We start from the raw sequence: 18,521 nt of genomic DNA, 5'->3' as shown, positions 1-18,521 counted from the left end.
GTCACAGCCATGGACACTCTTCCCGCGGCTTCCGGCGATGCCGCCGAACCGCTCACTCCCGCCCAGCTCCGCGAGCTCTATTCGCTGATGGTGGCGGTCCGCCACCTCGATACCTCGGCCATCGCCTGGCAACGCCAGGGCATCATCCCCGGCTACGCGCCCGAACTCGGCCAAGAGGCCGCCCAGGTGGGCAGCGGCTATGCCGTGGACACCACCCGGGACTTCGTTTTCCCCACCTACCGTGAGATGGGCGTGGCCCGCACCATGGGCGTGGACATGGTGGCGTACATGGCCACCCACAAGGCCACCTGGCACGGCGGCCTTTATGACCCGCAGGAATCCCGGCTCGCCCCGATCCAGGCCGTCGTGGCCGGCTCCGTGCTGCACGCCGTCGGCTGGGCCCACGGCCAGACGCTGGCCGCCGGCAACGCCGGGACAAACGCTGCAAATGCCGACGGCAAACTCGGCGTCGCGCTCACCTACTTCGGCGACGGCGCCTCCTCCCAGGGCGATGTCCACGAGGCCCTGAACTTCGCCGCAGTCATGAAGGCCCCCGTGGTGTTCTTTGTCCAGAACAACGGCTGGGCGATCTCGGTTCCCACCGAACGGCAGGTGGCCGGCGGCTCCGTCGCCGCCCGCGCCGCCGGCTACGGCATGCCGGCCCTGCAGATCGACGGCGACGACGTCGTCGCCGTCGTCGGGGCCACCCGCCGCGCCTTCGCGCACGCCCGGGCCGGGAACGGCCCCGTGCTCCTCGAGGCCATGACCTACCGCCGCGGCCCGCACTCCACCTCGGATGATCCGGGACGCTACCGCTCGCTCGATGAGGAGCGCGACGGCGCCGGCACCGACCCGCTCGAGCGCCTCCGGCAGCGTCTGCTCGCCGACGGCATTGCCGACGAGGCCTTTTTCGCCGAGGCCCTCGCCGCGGCCAAAGCCGAGGAGGAACAGATCCGCACCGGCATCCAGGCGCTGGGCTCCCGCCCCGGCACTGAAATGTTTGACCTGGTCTTCCAGGAAACTACCCCTGCCCTGCAGGCCCAGGCCGCCAACTGGCGCGAGGAGTCCGAACATGTCTAACTCGATACTCGAAGGCGCAACCGCTGTGGATGCTACCGCGACCGAGACCATGTCCATGCAGCAGGCCCTCAACCGGGCCCTCGACGAGGTGCTCGCCGAAAACCCGAAGACCTTGATCTTCGGGGAGGACTGCGGCCGGCTCGGCGGTGTCTTCCGCATCACCGACGGCCTGCAGGCCAAACACGGCGAGCAGCGCGTCTTCGACACGCCGCTGGCGGAATCCGGCATCCTCGGCATGTCTGTGGGCCTGGCCATGGCCGGCTTCCACCCCATCCCGGAGGTCCAGTTCGACGGCTTCGCCTACCCGGCCATCAACCAGATTGTCTGCCAGATCGCCCGGATGAACTACCGCAGCCGCGGCACCATGCCGATGCCCATCACCTTGCGGGTTCCCAGCTTCGGCGGCATCCGCGCCCCCGAACACCACGGCGAAAGCCTCGAGGCACTCTTCGCACACGTGCCCGGCCTCAAGGTGGTCTCGCCGTCGAACCCGCACGAGGCCTACCACCTGCTCAAGTACGCCGCGACGCGGCCGGACCCGGTGATCTTCATGGAGCCGAAGTCGCGTTACTGGCAGAAGGGCGAGGTGGACGTCACCAGCCACGATGCAGCCGGCGGCTCCCCCACCGGCGCGAAGGTCATGCGTGAAGGCCGGCACCTCACCCTCGTCGCGTGGGGCGCCATGGTGGCCCGCTGCCTCCAGGTGGCCGAACTCGCCGCCGAGGACGGGATCGACATCGAGGTCCTTGACCTGCGCTGGCTCAAGCCGATCGACGCCGCGGCACTGGCCGCCTCCGTGCGCAAGACGCGCCGCGCCGTCGTCGTCCACGAAGCGCCGCTCACCTCCGGCCTGGGCGCCGAGGTGGCCCAGCTGATCACCCAGAGCTGCTTCGACACGCTCAGGGCCCCGGTGGAACGGGTCACCGGCTTCGATGTCCCGTACCCCTCGGGGGACCTGGAAGACGAATACATCCCGAACATTGACCGGATCCTCTTCGGGATCCAGCGAGTATTGGAGTACAAACGTGGCTGAAATTTCCTTCCCGCTCCCGGACCTCGGCGAGGGCCTGATCGAGGCAACCGTGCTGGAATGGCTCGTGGCCCCGGGCGACCAGGTCGAGCGCAACCAGCCCCTCGTTGAGGTCGAGACCACCAAATCAGCCGTTGAATTGCCCAGTCCTCAGGCAGGTAAAGTGGTGCGTATCCACGGCGGGCCCGGTGACAAGATCAATGTCGGCGAGCCCCTGATTGTGTTTGAAGTGCCGGACAACACCGCCGGCATTGTGGGCACGGTCCCGAAGGAAGAGGCACCGAAGCGCCGGGTCCGCCTGAGCGCCGTACTTGATGAGGACTGACACCATGAGCGGCAGACACACCGGCGAACAGCATTCCCATACCGTCGAGGGCACCGACCCGCAGCTGTACGTCGGGGTGCACGAGCCCGGGTCCGACGCCGGACTGCGCCCGGTGCTGCTGCTGCACGGCTTCTCCTCCTCCTCCAAGCTCAACTGGGAGGACACCGGCTGGCTCACCGCGCTGCTGGAGGCCGGCCGCCGCGTTATCACCGTGGATCTGCCCGGCCACGGCCGCAGCGGCGCCCCCGAGGACATGGACTCCTACACGCCCAGCAGGATCCGCGCGGATCTGCTGCAGATCGCGTTCGACGCCGGCGTCCGCCCCCTGCGTGACGGTGACCCGTCCAGCGGACTGGACCTGGTCGGCTACTCGCTCGGCTCCCGGCTCGCCTGGGAGTTCGGCGCCACCCAGCACGAGCTGGTGCACCGGCTGGTCCTGGGCGGGCCCAACGTCGCCGATCCGCTGGCCGACTTCGACCTCGTTGCCGCGCAGCGCTATCTGGCTGACGGCACGCCGATCGCCGACGCGTCCACCGCCGGCCTGCTGAAGATGGCCCAGATGCTGCCCAGCAACAACATCTTCTCGTTGCTGTCCCTCGTGGAGGCCATCAAGAGCGAGCCGTTCGACCCCGCCGAGGCCGTGCCGCACATGCCGATGCTGCTGGTGGCCGGGGAGAAGGACGGGCGCGCCGCGTCGATGCCGGAACTCGCGGCCCTGGGCGCGAAGGCGGGCGCCATGGTCGAGCAGCTGGTCCTGCCGGGCCGGAACCACAGCAACGCCATCACCAGCCGCGCGTTCAAGCAGGGGGCCATCAGCTTCCTGGGCGTCTGATCTCCCGGCGCCTCAAGACAACGCGGGGTCACTTGCCGCCCCTCCGGACGACGCGGAAGGGCGGCAAGTGACCCCGCATTGTTTTTGTGGGGACGTTGTTGGGTTCTAGTAGTCGATGCCCGACTTGGGCTTTCCCTCCATCTGGAAGCATGCGGAGGAGGACAGGACGTTAAGCGCGTTCCGCTCCGGACTGAACTCGATCGAGTGCCGGTAACCTTCCTCACTCACGATCACCAGTTCCGGGTCGCCGTTGACGCTCGTCTTGTCCCTGACGGTCCAGCCGCTCTTGGCAGACCAGTCAGCTTTGATCTGCTCCAGCAGGGCCGCGCCGTCGGCGTCTTCGCTGAGGACGATATCCAGGGTGCCCGGCCAGTAGTAGCCGCCGGCCTCGCACTCGAAGAGGGCGCGGGAGGTCTCGGTCTGCTTCGTCGTCGATACAGCCACGGTGGGGACCACCGAGAGCAGCTCGTCCTGCTGCGCACGGGTGGACTGTTTGGCGGTGGCAAGATCCATGCTGGGGCTCCGGGGTTCGGTAGCGGGTGCGCAGGCTGCCAGTGAGGCTGCCAGGCAGAGGACTGATAGGGCGAAGGACAATCGTGGGGGACGTCTGGCGGTGTTCACTTGCGGCCGCCAAAGACCACGCGGGCAATGTCCTCGCGGGCCTCACGGTTCCTGGCATCCTGAGCGCTGGCGATCAGGCTGTGGTTGTCTATCTTGGCCATCGGGTCCGTCGTGATCTTTACCGGGCCGACCTGATAGTTCCGGGCCGGGTCATCGTAGATGTGCTTCGTAAACGCCGGATCCTCCAGCGGGTAGTTCCCGCCCACGAGGCCGAGGCGCTGCGCGGTGGCCAGCGCGTCAAAGTCATAGGCGAAATGGTGGTACTCGGTCTCCGGATCGGCCTTCCAGCCGTCCGGCATCCAGGCCCCGGAAAGGGAGACCTGTTGGTCGTAATGTGTCCCGTACATTTCAGACGACGCTACCGCAGCTTCGCCCCAACTGTGGGACACCGCCACCGTGCGTGCGCCGGGCGGGTTCTGCACGGCGAGACCTTCTTCGAAGTCCGCCAGCTTCCGGCCGGCCTGCTCCCCGAAGGTCTTGTCCGCCGACTGCACGAACGTCTGGTCCTGGGGGAACTCACTGTTCTTGTAGACAAAGGCCGCCGTGCTGCCGTCCGGATCCGACTGCTGCAGGAACGCTGCCATTTTCTGGGCCGTTCCGCCGTAGAAGTCGCCTGCCGTGGCAAACGTTCCCGGAACATAGGTCAGGACCGTCGTGGTGTGTCCGTCGTAGTCGCCGATCATCTCAATGAGATTACCCTTCGCAGGATCGTAGGCCACGAGATCGATCCCTCCCTCCACCGTGCTCTTCAGGTACTCGGCTTCCTCCGTCCAGCCTTTTCCGTCCTGCTCCAGGATGGCCAGGCGGCTTTCGGCGGCCAGTCGGTTCGCCTCGATCCTGGCCGTGACAGGGAGTCCGTCGGTGTTGCCGGCCGCGAAGGGATAGAGCCGGGCAAATTCCGACTTCTGGCTTGCGCTGAGGCCGTTCCACCACTCGTGGACTTGCCGGGGGGACATCGATCCCAGCGCGGCCGGTGTGGCGAGTTCAGCCGTCGGCGCGGCAACACCGGGTGAAGGGGACGGACCGCCTGCAGCTCCGCTGGCACTTTCCTGCTGGTCAGCGTTGGCCGTGAGCTCGCGCTGCATCTTCTCCAGCAGCTGGACGGCCCGAATCATGGAACGCGAATGGCTGGTTTCCCAGTCCGTTCGGAACGTTCGGGCGTCGTTCCCCTGCCAGTGCCCCGACGCCGCAAGCTCCGAGGCCAGGCGGCGGTGGAGGCCGCCGAGGGTCAGGGCGCTGCTTCCGGCCTGCGACGCCAGAATGCGCAGCTGCGCCACATCCGCGCCGTAAAAGCTTCCGGCCATGGATTCTCCCCGGTCATTCCCACGTTGACGGGTCGGCCGGAACGGCCAACCCATGGACATGCTACAGCCGTTTTTCCATTCGATGGATGGATAGAACTCCCCCGCACCACGCCAGGCACCCATCTCGCGCGGCTACCCCGCCGGACGTAGGCTGGCCGCAGCAGAAGGGGCCGGAACCGAAAGAGGTGTGTCTCCATGGGCATGCGCTTCACCGACCGCGAGCAGGCAGGCAGGCTCCTGGCCGCCGCGCTTCCCCAGTTCCGCGGACGCCCGGACGCTGTGGTGCTGGGCCTCGCGCGCGGCGGTGTCACGGTTGCCGCCGGGGCCGCCGCAGCACTCCAGCTGCCCTGGGACGTGCTTCCGGTCCGCAAGCTGGGGATCCCCGGGCACCGGGAAACGGCCTTCGGTGCGCTGGCCGCTGTCAACGGCCGGGTGGTGCGGGTACTGAACCGGCCCTTCGTGGACGAGCTTCTCGAGCTGGGGATTCCGCAGTCTGCACTCGACGAGGTTGTGAGGTTCGAGCAGGCGGAACTGGAGCGCCGCAGCGGGGTCTACCCGGGGCCGAGGCTGCCGCTGGCAGCCAAAACCGTGATCGTGACCGACGACGGGATGGCCACCGGAGCGACGATGCGGGCCGCCGTCGAGGCCGTGCGGGCGGCCGGTGCGGCAACCGTCGTCGTCGCGGTTCCGGTTGCTTCCCTGGAGGCACAGGCGTCCCTGCAGCAGCTCGCCGACGCCGTCTTCAGCCTCTTCATCCCCGGCCAGTTCCGCGCCGTCGGCAGTTATTACCGCGCCTTCCGGCAGGTGCGGGACGACGACGTCGTCCGGCTGCTCGGCGCCCGGGCCGGCTGAACAGCAACCCGGGGTCAGAGACGGCCCGTCCGGAGGGGGCGGATGGGCGCGGAGCGCCCCGCCTCGGGTTAAAGCCGGGAGGGGCGCGGACCTTGCGGCCCGCACCCCTCCTGGCTTGACTGTTGTTAGTGCCTTGCCGCTTCATCCGTTGCGCCGTGGCTGACGCCGAGCGGGCGGCCCTTGGTTTCCCCGGCCAGCAGGACGCCGACTGCGGAGATAACGCAGAGGATCATGATGTAGATGCCGATGGAACCGGTCCAGCCGGTGCCCTGCAGCAGGGCCTCCGCGATGGTGGCCGCGAACGCACCACCCAGGATGGCGCCGAAGGCGTAGCCGATCGAGATGCCCGAGTAGCGCACGTTCGCCGGGAACATCTCGGCGTACATCGCGGACATCGGACCGTAGGACAGGCCCAGGCCGATGGTCAGGACGAACAGCGCGACGCCGTAGAGCAGGATGTTCTTGGTATCGATCAGGGCGAACATCGGGATCATCCAGGCGAAGACGATGCCGTAGCCGATCAGGAAGGTCTTGACGCGGCCGATCTTGTCCGACAGCCAGCCGCCGACCAGGGTGAAGATCAGCCAGCCGAAGGAAGCCAGCGTGGTGGCCAGCAGGATCTGCGCGACGGGCATCTTCAGGGACTTGGTGGCGTAGGAGATGAAGAACGCGATCAGCAGGTAGCCGGCAGCGTTGTTGCCGATGAAGATCATCGTCGAGTAGAGGACGGCCTTCTTGTGCTTGCGGATGAGCTCTCCGAGCGGAGCCTTGCTCTCTTCCTTGCGGTCCTGCATCTCCTTGAAGACGGGGCTCTCGGCCACGGCGCGGCGGATCAGGTAGCCGACGACGATCAGCACGATGGAGAGCAGGAACGGCACACGCCAGCCCCAGGAAGCGAAGTCTTCCTTGGACATGCTGGTGTTGAGGAAGTAGAGCAGGCCGGTGGCGAGGATCATACCGACCGGAACACCGATCTGCGGGTACGCGCCGAACAGGCCGCGCTTGCTCTTGGGAGCGTGCTCGACGGCCATCAGGGCGGCGCCGCCCCATTCACCGCCGGCGGAGAAGCCCTGGACGACGCGGAGGAGGATCAGCAGGACCGGCGCCCAGACGCCGATCTGGGCGTAGGTCGGCAGCATGCCGATCAGCGCCGTGGCGGCACCCATCATGACGAGGGTGAAGACCAGCATCGCCTTGCGCCCGAGGCGGTCACCCAGGTGGCCGGCGACGATGGCGCCGAGCGGGCGGAACAGGAAGCTGATGCCGATGAGGGCAAAGGACAGGATCTGCGCCAGGCCGGGGTTGGACGCATTCAGCGGCGCCAGGAACAGCGGGGACAGCAGCGTTGCCGTCAGCTGGGCGAAGATGAAAAAGTCGTACCACTCGATGGTGGTCCCGACCAGGGTGCCCGCGAGGACCTTGCGTTCCTCATGCTTGCTGCTGGGGCCCGCCTCAGAATCGACACTTGAAGTTGCGGTCATTGGAACTCCGTTGCTGGGGGCAGAGGTACTGCCCGGGGTGGGTGCGATGGGATAACTGAATGCCTCTAGCATTTACTGATCGAACGGTCAGTTAGTATTCAGCATCTTACTATGGATTGTGTGATTGGGCACACATCCTGGGAAAAAAGCTTTGCCGCCGCCAAAAAGACGGCAAAGTCCCTCTCCGGCGGTCAGTCGGTGCGGTGCAGGAACTCCCTCACCCGGGCCCGGACGGGCCCGCGGTCGTAGCTGTTCACCATCGCGCCGGCCATCCGGACCGGATCGCCGAAGAAGAAGTATTCGTACAGCGACTGCCTGCCGGAGAAGCCGGAGACCGAGGCGTCGAAGGCCAGCTTGAACAGCCGGACGCGCTCCGGGCCGGTCAGCGACTTGCCTTGCAGGTACATCTCGATGTCGGCACGGGCGTCGCTGTTGACGTCCGCTTCGCCGGGCAGCGCCATCAGGCCGGAGGCGGAGAACTTGCGGATGATCTGCGGGAAGCGCTGGGCGACCTTCGGGTACCAGTTGCGCGCGGCGTTCAGCGTGGACCACTTCGGCAGCATCACGCCGGCCTCGTTGAGTTCCGCATCCGCCTCGGAGGCCCGGACCAGCGCGCGGCCGATTTCGACGTCGACAATCAGTTCCGCGATGTCCTCCTGGATGTGCTGGAATCCGTCGATGCCGATCGAGTCGGCGAGTTCAGAGGCCAGGCCGAGGAAGAACTCGCTCTTGGCGATGGTGCGGGTGACCACCTGGTGGGTCATGAGGGCGCCGGCGCCGGTTTCGGAGTAGAAGCCGTTGCACAGCTGCGGGTTGCCGAGCATGAAGATGCGCTCGTTGGGAACGAAGACATGGTCGAAGATCGCGACGGCGTCCATTTCCTCGTACCGGGAGGCGAGCGGCTCGTCGTGGGTGCTGCCGCCGTTGTACAGCGAGGTGCGGCACAGGTAGCGCAGGCCCGGCGCGTCGTTGGGGATGGCGAAGGCGTAGGAGTACGGGGCGTCCTCCGGCGTGCCGCGGAGCACTGTGGAGGGGAAGACGAGCAGCTCGTCCGCGATCGGGGCGATGGTGGCCAGCATCCGGGCGCCGTGGATGACGATGCCGTCCTCACGCTCCTCGACAATCCGGGCTGACAGCTGGCCGCCGAGCTGTTCGGAGCCGGAGACGGAGCGGTTGACCTGCGGCGGGATCAGGGTGTGCGTGGCGAGGACGTCGTTTTCCCGGGCCCACTCATAGTAGTTGCGGATATTCTCGCCGAACTTGGGATCGGCCTGGGAAAACCACTTGCCGGCCGTGCTGAGGGCGGTGAGCGAGGAGTTCATGTAGTCGCCGGAACGGCCCAGGAAACCGTTGGAGGACTCGGCCCAGGTCGAAATGGCGCGGCGGCGGCGCGTGAGGTCCCCGACGGTCTTCGGCACCAGGAAAGACGCGTTGACAAGGTCGCCGCTGGTGGGCGAGGTGTACGTCAGTGCGTCCTGGTATTTCGGGTCATGCTGCATGTCGAAGAGCTTGGCGTAGGAACGCGCCACGTTGCGGAACGCGGGGTGCTCGGCGATCTTTTCGCTGACAACCTCACCGTCGATCACCACGTGGGGCGTCATGGCGTTGAGTTTGTCCAGGTACTGCTGTCCGGTACGGATACCCATTGTGGTTTCTCCAGTCATCGTTGAGCTGAGTCGAAAGCGGGTGCGGAGGCCTCAGGCCGGGCCGCCGCGGGGCCGGGCGTTGCGGGGCCTCAGAGCAGGTCCTCCATGCCCAGCTGGCTCTCCGGGATGGTGGTGAAGGTGCTGTTCGCGTACGCCAGCGCATCGCCGGTGCGGTAGTTGAAGTCCACGACCTCACCGATATAGAGGGTGTGGTCCCCGCCGTCGTACGCCGCCCAGGGCTTGCACTCAAAGTAGGCCAGCACATGCGAGAGCCGCGGGGACGTCCCGCCCTCCACCCAGAGCGGCTCTGGTCCGGGACGGCCGGCAAAGTGCAGCGCGAGGTGCTGCTGCTCCGCGCCCAGGATGTTAACCGTGAACGGCCGGCCGGCGAGCTCGTCGTGGGCCTTCGCGGTGCGGGCGATGCTCACGAGCACCAGGGGCGGCTCCATGGACACGGAGGTGAAGGAATTGACGGTGATACCGTGGCGCTTCGTGGAACCGTCAAAGGTCACGATCGCCACTCCGGTGGCGAACCGGCCCAGGCTGCCGCGGAAGGAGTGGCCCCGGGCGCCGGACGTGCGGCCCGGAACAACCGGGACAGGCCCGGTGCGGGGCTTGGCAATCATCACTGATCCCTTGCGTTGGGTGACGGCTGTTGGCTGGGGGTGCGCTTTGTCTTGCCAGGGGTGCATTTCGTCCCTGCAAGTTCTATAATCGAACAAGTAGTTCCCATATAGAACGCTAACGCACCGTGAGACGAAGCACAAGGGCCGGACGGCGCCTCCAGGCTCCCCCGCCGCCCGCACCTAGGATGGACACATGACCCCGACCGCCGGCAGCGCCCAGGCTTCCCCGTCCCAAACGTTGTCACGCGGCATCCGCGCCCTGGAAATCCTGGCCGACGCCCAGCACCCGCTCACCATCGCCGAACTGGCCGACGCCATGGGGGTGCACCGCTCCGTGGCCTACCGCATCCTCCGCACTCTTGAAGACCACTCCCTGCTGGTGCGCGACGACGGCGGCCGGGTCCAGCCCGGCCCTGGCCTCGCCGTCCTGGCCCGGGGGGTCTCGCGGAACCTGCAGACGGCGGCGCTGCCGGAGCTCACCCAGCTCGCCAATGCGCTGACGATGAGCGCTTTCGTTGCCGTCTGGGACCACGCGGAATGCGTCACGCTGGTCACCGTGGATCCGCGCCACACCGGCGCCACCGTGGTCCAGCATCCCGGCTCCCGGCATCCGATCAGCGCCGGCGCCCCCGGCATCGCGATCCAGTCGGCGCTCTCTGAAGAGGAATGGGCCACCGCCGCACCCGGCATCCCCTACCGGGCCGAAGCGGCCGAGGCGCGCCGCCGCGGTTATGCCGCCAGCCATGACGAGGTCATCTCAGGCGTCTCCTCGCTGGCCGTACCGATCCGGGTTCCGGGCGGCCGGCCGGCGGCTCTCGCCGTGGTGTATATCCGCGCCGCGAAGGATCCGGGGGAGGTCGCCGCGGCCCTGTCCGCGAGTGCCCGGCGCATCGAGAGCCAGCTGGGCTGACAGCGACGGGGCACTCCCCCGCCGCCCGCGGAGCTCGTTCCGGGGAATGCTTGACAAGCAGGGCGGTCTCAGGCAGTTTGTATCGTATACGATTTCATACTCAATGAGGAGATGTGATGGCTGAGCACTACATTCCAGACGACCTTCCGACACGGATTCGCCACTACATCGACGGTGAATTCGTCGATTCCGTCAGTGGCAGGACCTTCGATGTGCTGGACCCGGTCTCCAACGAAATCTACGCCACCGCGGCGGCCGGCCAGCAGGAGGACATCGACCTCGCCGTCGCCGCCGCCCGGGAAGCGTTCGTCAACGGCCCGTGGCCGAAGATGAAGCCGCGGGAACGCGCCCGCATCCTGAACAAGATCGCCGACGCCGTCGAAGCCCAGGAGTCCCGGCTGGCCCAGCTGGAGACCTTCGACACCGGCCTGCCGATCACCCAGGCCAAGGGCCAGGCGCTGCGGGCGGCGGAGAACTTCCGCTTCTTCGCGGACCTCATCGTGGCACAGTTCGACGACGCCATGAAGGTCCCCGGCGCGCAGATCAACTACGTGAACCGCAAGCCGATCGGCGTCGCCGGCCTCATCACACCTTGGAACACCCCGTTCATGCTGGAGTCCTGGAAGCTGGCGCCCGCGCTGGCCACCGGCAACACCGTGGTCCTCAAGCCCGCCGAGTTCACGCCGCTCTCCGCCTCGCTCTGGGCGCAGATCTTCAAGGACGCCGGCCTCCCGGACGGTGTGTTCAACCTGGTCAACGGCCTCGGCGAGGAAGCCGGCGACGCGCTCGTCAAACACCCTGACGTCCCACTGATCTCCTTCACCGGCGAGACCACCACCGGCAAGACCATCTTCCGCAACGCCGCGGAGAACCTCAAAGGCCTGTCCATGGAGCTCGGTGGCAAGAGCCCGGCCATCATCTTCGCCGACGCGGACCTCGACGCCGCGATCGACTCCACCTTGTTCGGGGTCTTCTCGCTCAACGGCGAGCGTTGCACCGCCGGCTCCCGCATCCTCGTCCACCAGGATATCTACGAGGAATTCTGCGGGAAGTACGCCGCCCGCGCGAAGAACATCGTCGTCGGCGACCCGCACGACCCCAAGACCGAGGTGGGCGCCCTGGTCCACCCGGAGCACTACGACAAGGTGGCCCGGTACGTGGAGATCGGCAAGTCCGAGGGCCGGCTGCTCGCCGGCGGCGGCCGCCCGGACCACCTCCCGACCGGCAACTACATCGAGCCCACCGTGTTCGCCGACGTCGCCCCGGACGCGCGGATCTTCCAGGAGGAGATCTTCGGCCCCGTCGTTGCCATCACGCCGTTCGCGGACGACGCCGAAGCCCTGGCCCTGGCGAACAACACCCGGTACGGGCTGGCCGGCTATGTCTGGACCAACGACCTGACCCGGGCGCACAACTTCTCACAGAACCTCGAAGCCGGCATGGTCTGGCTCAACAGCCACAACGTCCGCGACCTGCGCACGCCGTTCGGCGGGGTCAAGTCCTCCGGCCTGGGCCACGAGGGCGGATACCGCTCGATCGATTTCTACACCGACCAGCAGGCCGTGCACATCACCCTCGGCACCGTCCACACCCCCAAATTCGGCGCCTCGGCGCAGTAGCGCCCCTGCCCTGGCACCCACTGCTGCTCCACACTCCATGAGGAGTCCCGATCATGGCCAATGACATCATCACCCCGACCTGCTCGGCCTGCACGTCCCCTACGAGGACGAGGATGCCATCTACCTGCGCTCCCTGGAGGAATTCATCCACCACAACCTGGTGCTGCGCAAGGGACCGGTAGCCGCCGCCGCGGCGTTCGCCTACCGTGTCCGCACCCCCGGGGATGTGGACAAGGCCGAGGCACTGGTCCGGCTGGACGGCTTCGCCTACACCCGGGAGCCCGGCGAGGAGCGCGGCTTCAGGCTCGGGTCACAGCTGTAGCCTCCGTTGCGGCCGCTGTCCTGTTCCGCTGCTGGAGCACGACGGCGGCCGCCGTTCCCAGCAGGAACAATGCCGTGGCGGCGCACACCGGCACCAGGAACGCCGTGGAATAGCCGTGGTGCTGCGCCAGCTGTCCCGCGATGGACGAGCCGATCGCGGTGCCGGCCACGATGCCGCTGGCCAGCGCGGTCATGACCGTGCCCAGTTTTCCAGCCGGGGCGACGACTCCGCCGATCGCAAAGACCGTGACCATCAGTGGTCCCACCGGGAGGCCCAGGACCAGGAGCACAAGGATCATGGGCAGCGCCGTCGAGGGCAGCAACAGCAGCAACGCCAGTCCTGCCATCAGCGCCGCGCAGGCCAGCCAGCGGGCGTTGGCCGTGAACCGCTGGGGCCAGTAGGCCACCGACAGGGCCGCCGCGGCCGAACTCAGCCCCATCACCGCGTAGAGCAGGCCGGCCAGTTCCGAGGTGGCGAAGCTGGCGGAGAAGGAACTCAGCGAGGTCTGGGTGGAGCCGAAGAACGTGCCCATGCAGACCATGGCCAGCACGGGAAGGGCGACGGCGGCGAAGGCGCCCGCGCGCTGTCCGGCCGGGAGGGACGCCCGGCGCTTTTTCTCCCGGGCGGCACCGGCCACGGTCCGCGCAGGCGTCCGGACCACCGCATGATGCGTGGGGTGCACGGCGAAGGCCGGTACGAGGGTGATGGTCAGCGCCGCGGCGAGGGCGAGCGGGAGCCACGGTGCGGCCAGGCTGGCGAGGATTCCCACCAGTGCCGGGCCCAGGACAAAGGTCAGTTCGTCGGCGGTGCTTTCGTAGGACAGTGCCGTGTCCAGGTCTGCGGGGTTGGCAGTGCGTCCGCCGCGGGCGGTCAGAGCCATCCAGCGGACCCGGGCCAGCGGTCCCACCTGCGGGCAGCTGGCACCGGCAACGAAGCCGGCCACCAGGACCGGGAGGGCGGCTGCCAGGTCCTGTCCGCCGGGGACCAGGTAAGCGGCGAGAATCAGTGCGATGACGGCGACGGTGTTGAAAATTGCGGCCACGACCAGCACGGGGCGCTGGCCCTGACGGTCCGCCAGTGCACCGATGACGGGGGCGCCGAGCGCCGAGCCGATGCCGACGGCGCCGGCCGACATGCCGCCAACTGCGAAGGATCCGGTGACGGCGGTGACCAGGGTCAGGGCTCCAACCGTGAGCATGGCGAGCGGGAGACGGGCGAAGATCCCGATCGGGATGAAGCTTCGGCCGGCCAGCAGCGGCAGGCGGGCATACCGCCCGCGTGCCGGCGGTTCCGGCGGTGCCGGGGCGGGTCCCGGCGCAGGGGAACGCCCGGTGAGGGCAACAGCGTTTTCAGGACGATGGGGCGCCGCGGAAACGGGCGCCTGGGACGGCGTTGAAAGGGTCATGATTCCGGGTTCGTTCAATGGTGCGCATCGTCCCTCCTCCCGATGCGCGCGACCCGGTAACTCTCCAAGTGTAGCGGCACCGGCACCTGTTGGCGCAGGACCGGCGGCTGTGGCGGCCAGGCCCGCGCGGGCGGGTCAGACTGGGGCGTCGTCGGAAATGTGCAGGGTGGAACCGTTGCGTCCCTTGACCACCTGGAGTTGCGTGCCGATGCGCTGTTTCATTTCCCCCACGTGGCTCACCAGGCCGACGACGCGGCCGCCGTCCCGGAGCCCCTCCAGCGCATCCATGACCTGCTCGAGGGCCTGCTCGTCGAGGCTGCCGAAGCCCTCATCCACGAACAGCGTCTCGATGTCCACGCCGCCGGATTCCTGCTGCACCACATCCGCCAGCCCGAGGGCCAGAGCGAGCGACGCCATGAAGGACTCGCCGCCGGACAGCGTTGCGGTGTCGCGCCGCTGCCCGGTCCATTCGTCCACCACCTCCAGGCCGAGACCGGATTTCGCGCCGCGGGCCGCCTTGGCGTCCGTGTGCTGCAGGGTGTAGCGGCCGTCGCTCATCCCGATCAGCCGCTCCGAGGCCGCCACTGCCACTTGTTCAAGCCTCGCGGCGAGCACGTAACTGTTCAGGCTCATACGGTAGGTGTTGTCTCCCGCGCCGCGGGCCGCGTCGGCGACGGCGGTCAGCAGCTGCGCCCGTTCGCGCGGTTCCCGGCCGGACTCTGCAAGCTGCGCATAGTTGGCGCCGATGGCACCCAGGGTCCGCACGGATTTTTCCGCCAGACCGGCCGCGAGGTCCGCGTCCCGGGCTGAGCGTTCCGCCGCAGCAGCGTCTGCGCGGAGCTGCTCCACGAGTCCCTCGGCGAGAGGCCCCTGCGCTTCCAGTTCGTGGGCGGCCAGCACAAGTTCCTCGCTGGCGAAGAGTTCCTCGATCCGGGCAGCTTCGTCCTGCCCGGCGCGGACGGCGGCTTCCAGTGCCGCAGCGTCCGCGGCCGGAAGCAGCACGGACCGGGCCGCGTCCGCGGACTCGAAGCCGGTGCCCGGAAGCGCCAGCTCCAACTGCAGCCGGGCCTCTTCGGAACGGGTGGCGGCCTGTTCCAGCCGCGACCGCGCTGCATCGGCGCGTTCCAGTACGGCGGCGGTGCCGTCCAGCGCCGCGATTCGATCGGCCAGGACCGCGTGGCCCGCCCGGAGTTTCTCGAGGGCCAGTTCGAGGGCATCGGCCTGCTCCCGGACTTCCGTGAGGGCGGATTCGGTCTGGGCGATGTTTGCCGCCGCGGCCGCCTGGTCCCGTTCGGTGCCGGCGGTCTCCTCTTCCAGTTCGGTGTGCCGTGCGCGGTTGGCAGCGAGTTCCGCCGCCCCGCGGCGTGCCTCGGCGGCACGTTCCTTGGCCAGGGCGGCCTCAAGGGTGGCGTCCTCGGGCGCGGTGTTGCCTCCCTGGGCCGCCAGCACGGCCACGTCCTGCTGTGCATCGGAGAGTTCGCGGTCGAGCGCTGCCAGGGCGGCCTCCGCAGCTTCGCAGGCCTGCTGCGCGGATTCCTCGGCCTCGGCCACGGTCAGGGCGGAGGCCGCGGCCGCGGCGGGTGCCGGGTGTTCGGGGCTGCCGCACACGGCACACGGGACGCCGGGCCGCAGCTGGGACGCGAGTTCCGCGGCAGCGTTGGCCAGCCGTTCCTCGCGGAGATCGAGCCAGCGCTGGCGCCGGTCCTGGTACTCCTCCCGGGCGCGGCCGTGGCGTCCGGCGACGGCTCCGCAGTTCGTCTCGGCCGCGGCGTAGCGCCGGACCAGGACCAGCAGTTCCTCCGCAGCGGCTGCTTCCTTCGTCCGCAACTGCACCTCGGCGGCGAGTTCTTCGAGCGGACGCAACCCGGCGAGCAGGGCGTCGGATTCCTGGCGCAGGGCGGCCAGGACAGCAGCCCCGGTGGTCCGTCCTTCTTCCAGCTTCGCCAGGCTGAGGCGCAGCCCGGTGGTGCGGTTCCGGAGTCCGCTGAGTCTGGCTTCGTCGGGCAGCCGCTCGTCCAGCACCGCACGCAGTGAGCGAAGTCCGCCCAGCGCGGAGCGGAGGGCGTCGCCGTCGTAGGTGGAGATGCCGGCGCCGCCGGCGCTGCTGAGCGGGTCACCGGACACCGGGCCCGGGATGCGGTCCGGGGTCCCGTCGCGCAACGCGGCGAGTTCAGGGTCCGTGAGGGCGGCGGTGCGCAGTTCCTCCGCGGCGGCTGCCATGGCGGCGGCGGCCAGTTGCTCGGCTGTACCGGCACTATCCACCGCGTGCAGTTGGCCGCTGAGAACTTCGGCCTGGCGGTGCAGCCCCAGCTGTTTTTTCCTGGCGGCGACTGCCGGGGCCGCGGCCCCGGCGTCGGAGCGCCGGCGTTCGGCTGCGGCCAGCTTCGCTTGCCGGGCAGCGCGCGCTGTCGCTGTGTCCCGGGCGGACAGGCTGACGGCGCGCAGCCCCTCGGCCTCCAGTGCGGTCGCGCGGCGCAGTTCTGCGGCGGTCCCGGCATGCACCTGCAGCCAGCTGAGGAAGGAGTCCGGGTCGGCGCGGTCCGGGGCAGCTGCTGTGTCGGGCTCCAACGCGGCCGTTTCGGCTTCCGCCTGGGCGAGCAGGAGCTCGAGCTGGCCGTTAAGGGTGGCCACCTCGGCGCGGGCGGCCTGTGCCTTCCGGCCGAGTTCCTGTTCGACGGCCTCGAAACGCTGGGTGCCGAAGAGGCTCTGCAGCAGCTCGAGCCGGTCGGCGGCCTTGGACCGCAGGAAGGCGGCGAAGTCGCCCTGCGGCAGCATCACGACGCGGGTGAACTGTTCCCGGTTCATGCCAAGGACGTCGGCGATCTCGGCGCCGGCTTCGTCGTTGCGGCCGGACTTTTCGATCCATTCGCCGTCGATACGTTCGCGGAGCAGGGTGTTGGCCTGCTGCACGGTGAAGCCGTTCCGGCCCCGGGCGCTGGGCTTGTCCCAGGCCGGAGAGCGGGAGACTTCGAAGTGCCGGCCGCGGGCGGAGAACTCGCAGGTGACGCGGGGCTCGGCGGCAGCCTCGGCGTGGTCGCTGCGCAGCCGTTTGCCGTCCTGCCGCGCCCCCGGAACCGAACCGTAGAGCGCGAAGCAGATGGCGTCCAGGACGCTGGTCTTGCCGGCTCCTGTGGGACCGTTCAGCAGGAACAGCCCGTGGGCGCTCAGCCGGTCAAAATCGATGTGTTCGGTGCCGGCGAAGGGCCCGAAAGCGGAGATCTCCAGACGGTGGATCCTCACAGCGAAATTCCTTCCAGCCGGACGGATTCCAGGGCGTCGGCGAGGACCGCAGCCTCACCGTCGTCGGCAGCTCTGCCACGGACGTGCTCGAGGAAACCGCAGCAGATGGACAGGTCGTCCTCGGCCTCGGCGAGCCTGCTGCTGTAGCTGGTTTTAGCCGCGGCGCCGGCACCTTCCGGGTCGAACCCCAGCACCAGGGTGTCGGGAAACCGCGAGCGCAGCCGTTCCATCGCCTGCGCCGGCCGCTGGGCGTCGGTCAGGGTGATCTGGCAGTAGGCGGATTCGGCCCAGGCGTGCTCCTCCGCCTGGAGCAGTTCCTCCAGCTTCCCCCGCAGCACGGCCAGGGTTCGGGGTGCCTCCCACAGCACCTCGCTGATTCCGCTGACGCCGGCCGCGTCGACGTCCAGGAGCCAGCTGCCTTTCCGGTGCTGCGCTTCGGAGAAGGAGTACGCGAGCGGCGAACCCGAATAGCGAACGGTGGGAGAGAGCTCCTGCCGGCCGTGCAGGTGGCCCAGCGCCGTGTAGCCGAAGCCGTCGAAGAGGTCCAGCGGGACGGCGCCGACGCCGCCGATGCTGAGGTCCCGTTCGCTGTCCGAACTGATCCCGCCGCTGGCAAAGGTGTGCGCCAGCACCACGGAATGGACGGTCCGGGTTCCGGCCAGGGCTGCAAGATCGGTCCGGATCCGGGCGGTGGCGGCCCGGGTCACCTCGAAGTGGCTGGCGGTGTCCACGCCGAGCTGTTCGGCCACGAGCCGCGGTTCCAGCCAGGGAATGCCGTAGACGGCGAGCACCGGTCCGGCGTCCGGGTCAGCAGCGTCGAGCGGGAAGAGCACGGGCTGGTCCAGCTCGTTGAGCCGGGTCCGAAGGTGCACTCCCCCGCGCTCCAGCAGCCGGGAGGCAAAGCCGAGCCGGATGGCCGAGTCGTGGTTGCCGCTGGTCAGCACCACCTGCGCGCCGGCACCGGTCAGGCCCACCAGGGCGTCGTCGAGCAGGCGGACGACGTCGACTCCGGGCAGGGCGCGGTCGTAGACGTCGCCGGCGATCAGGACGACGTCGACCGACTCGTCCCGGACGAAGGTGACGAGCTGGTCGACGAACGCGCGTTGGGCATCCAGCATCCCGACGCCGTGGAAGGACCTGCCCAGATGCCAGTCCGAAGTGTGCAATAACCGCATGTTCCTACGGTATCGGCTGGCACCGACAGGATTGCGCCACCGCTCCGGGACCC

The 18,521-nt window shown here is 68.5% G+C and carries 15 protein-coding genes and 1 pseudogene; 8 read left to right on the top strand and 8 right to left on the bottom strand.

Annotated elements, in window-relative coordinates:
• The first annotated feature begins 9 nt into the window (after positions 1-9).
• Genes ABIB29_RS03330 through ABIB29_RS03315 form a run of 4 tightly spaced genes read left to right on the top strand, consistent with a single transcriptional unit; the run spans position 10 to position 3,267 of the window.
• Positions 10-1,080, top strand: coding sequence for a thiamine pyrophosphate-dependent enzyme (locus ABIB29_RS03330; protein ID WP_354170002.1), 1,071 nt, complete (start codon positions 10-12; stop codon positions 1,078-1,080).
• Positions 1,073-2,113 carry an alpha-ketoacid dehydrogenase subunit beta gene (locus ABIB29_RS03325; protein ID WP_354170000.1) on the top strand — a complete coding sequence of 347 codons (1,041 nt, stop codon included), beginning with the start codon at positions 1,073-1,075 and terminating at the stop codon, positions 2,111-2,113. Before ABIB29_RS03330 ends, ABIB29_RS03325 begins: the two co-directional genes overlap by 8 nt.
• Complete coding sequence (locus ABIB29_RS03320; protein ID WP_056426240.1) at positions 2,106-2,435, top strand: biotin/lipoyl-containing protein; 330 nt, start codon at positions 2,106-2,108, stop codon at positions 2,433-2,435. The genes ABIB29_RS03325 and ABIB29_RS03320 overlap by 8 nt, the downstream gene beginning before the upstream one ends.
• A 4-nt stretch (positions 2,436-2,439) precedes the next feature.
• Positions 2,440-3,267 (top strand): alpha/beta fold hydrolase, encoded by an 828-nt coding sequence (locus ABIB29_RS03315; protein WP_354169997.1) that lies wholly within the window; start codon positions 2,440-2,442, stop codon positions 3,265-3,267.
• 105 nt (positions 3,268-3,372) lie between these two features.
• Here ABIB29_RS03315 and ABIB29_RS03310 read toward each other — a convergent pair whose 3' ends face one another.
• Both ABIB29_RS03310 and ABIB29_RS03305 read right to left on the bottom strand, forming a co-directional pair.
• Positions 3,373-3,780 (bottom strand): hypothetical protein, encoded by a 408-nt coding sequence (locus tag ABIB29_RS03310; protein WP_354169995.1) that lies wholly within the window; start codon positions 3,778-3,780, stop codon positions 3,373-3,375.
• A 104-nt stretch (positions 3,781-3,884) separates the two neighbouring features.
• Complete coding sequence (locus ABIB29_RS03305; RefSeq protein WP_354169993.1) at positions 3,885-5,192, bottom strand: WXG100 family type VII secretion target; 1,308 nt, start codon at positions 5,190-5,192, stop codon at positions 3,885-3,887.
• A gap of 195 nt (positions 5,193-5,387) precedes the next feature.
• On the opposite strand from ABIB29_RS03305, the gene ABIB29_RS03300 reads away from it, so the two are divergent.
• A complete protein-coding gene (locus ABIB29_RS03300; RefSeq protein ID WP_354169991.1) occupies positions 5,388-6,044 on the top strand; it encodes a phosphoribosyltransferase in 657 nt (218 codons plus the stop codon).
• A gap of 125 nt (positions 6,045-6,169) precedes the next feature.
• Here ABIB29_RS03300 and ABIB29_RS03295 read toward each other — a convergent pair whose 3' ends face one another.
• The 3 genes from ABIB29_RS03295 to ABIB29_RS03285 all read right to left on the bottom strand — a co-directional run bounded on the left by ABIB29_RS03295 (position 6,170) and on the right by ABIB29_RS03285 (position 9,797).
• On the bottom strand, positions 6,170-7,525 hold the full coding sequence (locus tag ABIB29_RS03295) for an MFS transporter (RefSeq protein ID WP_354169989.1): 1,356 nt from the start codon (positions 7,523-7,525) through the stop codon (positions 6,170-6,172).
• A 191-nt stretch (positions 7,526-7,716) separates the two neighbouring features.
• The gene (gene hpaB, locus ABIB29_RS03290; protein ID WP_354169987.1) at positions 7,717-9,171 is read right to left on the bottom strand and encodes a 4-hydroxyphenylacetate 3-monooxygenase, oxygenase component; all 1,455 of its coding nucleotides are present in this window, start codon (positions 9,169-9,171) and stop codon (positions 7,717-7,719) included.
• 89 nt (positions 9,172-9,260) lie between these two features.
• Positions 9,261-9,797, bottom strand: a complete 537-nt coding sequence (locus tag ABIB29_RS03285) for a flavin reductase family protein (RefSeq protein WP_354169985.1) — start codon at positions 9,795-9,797, stop codon at positions 9,261-9,263.
• Positions 9,798-9,990: 193 nt separating this feature from the next.
• Between ABIB29_RS03285 and ABIB29_RS03280 the strand changes: the two genes are divergently transcribed.
• The 3 genes and pseudogenes from ABIB29_RS03280 to ABIB29_RS03270 form a co-directional block, all read left to right on the top strand.
• Positions 9,991-10,707, top strand: a complete 717-nt coding sequence (locus ABIB29_RS03280) for an IclR family transcriptional regulator (protein ID WP_354169983.1) — start codon at positions 9,991-9,993, stop codon at positions 10,705-10,707.
• 116 nt (positions 10,708-10,823) lie between these two features.
• The gene (gene hpaE, locus ABIB29_RS03275) at positions 10,824-12,326 is read left to right on the top strand and encodes a 5-carboxymethyl-2-hydroxymuconate semialdehyde dehydrogenase (protein ID WP_354169981.1); all 1,503 of its coding nucleotides are present in this window, start codon (positions 10,824-10,826) and stop codon (positions 12,324-12,326) included.
• Positions 12,327-12,402: 76 nt separating this feature from the next.
• Positions 12,403-12,636: pseudogene (locus tag ABIB29_RS03270) on the top strand (VOC family protein); the annotation flags it as partial.
• Here the strand turns inward: ABIB29_RS03270 and ABIB29_RS03265 are convergent.
• The 3 genes from ABIB29_RS03265 to ABIB29_RS03255 all read right to left on the bottom strand — a co-directional run bounded on the left by ABIB29_RS03265 (position 12,626) and on the right by ABIB29_RS03255 (position 18,468).
• On the bottom strand, positions 12,626-14,053 hold the full coding sequence (locus ABIB29_RS03265; protein ID WP_354169979.1) for an MFS transporter: 1,428 nt from the start codon (positions 14,051-14,053) through the stop codon (positions 12,626-12,628). The pseudogene ABIB29_RS03270 and the gene ABIB29_RS03265 sit on opposite strands and share 11 nt — an antisense overlap.
• Positions 14,054-14,188: 135 nt before the next feature.
• Positions 14,189-17,293, bottom strand: coding sequence for an AAA family ATPase (locus tag ABIB29_RS03260; RefSeq protein WP_354169977.1), 3,105 nt, complete (start codon positions 17,291-17,293; stop codon positions 14,189-14,191).
• Positions 17,290-18,468 carry an exonuclease SbcCD subunit D gene (locus ABIB29_RS03255; protein WP_354169975.1) on the bottom strand — a complete coding sequence of 393 codons (1,179 nt, stop codon included), beginning with the start codon at positions 18,466-18,468 and terminating at the stop codon, positions 17,290-17,292. Before ABIB29_RS03255 ends, ABIB29_RS03260 begins: the two co-directional genes overlap by 4 nt.
• Between the last annotated feature and the right edge of the window lie 53 nt (positions 18,469-18,521).

Origin of the sequence: Arthrobacter sp. UYEF36, assembly GCF_040547025.1 — a bacterium.
GTDB lineage: Bacteria > Actinomycetota > Actinomycetes > Actinomycetales > Micrococcaceae > Arthrobacter.
This window is presented reverse-complemented; position numbering and strand designations above follow the sequence as displayed.

Bases quoted from the DNA above. Each gene is read 5' to 3' on its own strand.
- hpaB (WP_354169987.1), bottom strand. From the start codon at position 9,171: ATGGGTATCCGTACCGGACAGCAGTACCTGGACAAACTCAACGCCATG.
- ABIB29_RS03295 (WP_354169989.1), bottom strand. From the start codon at position 7,525: ATGACCGCAACTTCAAGTGTCGATTCTGAGGCGGGCCCCAGCAGCAAG.
- ABIB29_RS03300 (WP_354169991.1), top strand. From the start codon at position 5,388: ATGGGCATGCGCTTCACCGACCGCGAGCAGGCAGGCAGGCTCCTGGCC.
- ABIB29_RS03265 (WP_354169979.1), bottom strand. From the start codon at position 14,053: ATGACCCTTTCAACGCCGTCCCAGGCGCCCGTTTCCGCGGCGCCCCAT.
- ABIB29_RS03330 (WP_354170002.1), top strand. From the start codon at position 10: ATGGACACTCTTCCCGCGGCTTCCGGCGATGCCGCCGAACCGCTCACT.
- ABIB29_RS03315 (WP_354169997.1), top strand. From the start codon at position 2,440: ATGAGCGGCAGACACACCGGCGAACAGCATTCCCATACCGTCGAGGGC.
- ABIB29_RS03310 (WP_354169995.1), bottom strand. From the start codon at position 3,780: ATGGATCTTGCCACCGCCAAACAGTCCACCCGTGCGCAGCAGGACGAG.
- ABIB29_RS03280 (WP_354169983.1), top strand. From the start codon at position 9,991: ATGACCCCGACCGCCGGCAGCGCCCAGGCTTCCCCGTCCCAAACGTTG.
- ABIB29_RS03285 (WP_354169985.1), bottom strand. From the start codon at position 9,797: ATGATTGCCAAGCCCCGCACCGGGCCTGTCCCGGTTGTTCCGGGCCGC.
- ABIB29_RS03255 (WP_354169975.1), bottom strand. From the start codon at position 18,468: ATGCGGTTATTGCACACTTCGGACTGGCATCTGGGCAGGTCCTTCCAC.
- ABIB29_RS03305 (WP_354169993.1), bottom strand. From the start codon at position 5,192: ATGGCCGGAAGCTTTTACGGCGCGGATGTGGCGCAGCTGCGCATTCTG.
- hpaE (WP_354169981.1), top strand. From the start codon at position 10,824: ATGGCTGAGCACTACATTCCAGACGACCTTCCGACACGGATTCGCCAC.
- ABIB29_RS03325 (WP_354170000.1), top strand. From the start codon at position 1,073: ATGTCTAACTCGATACTCGAAGGCGCAACCGCTGTGGATGCTACCGCG.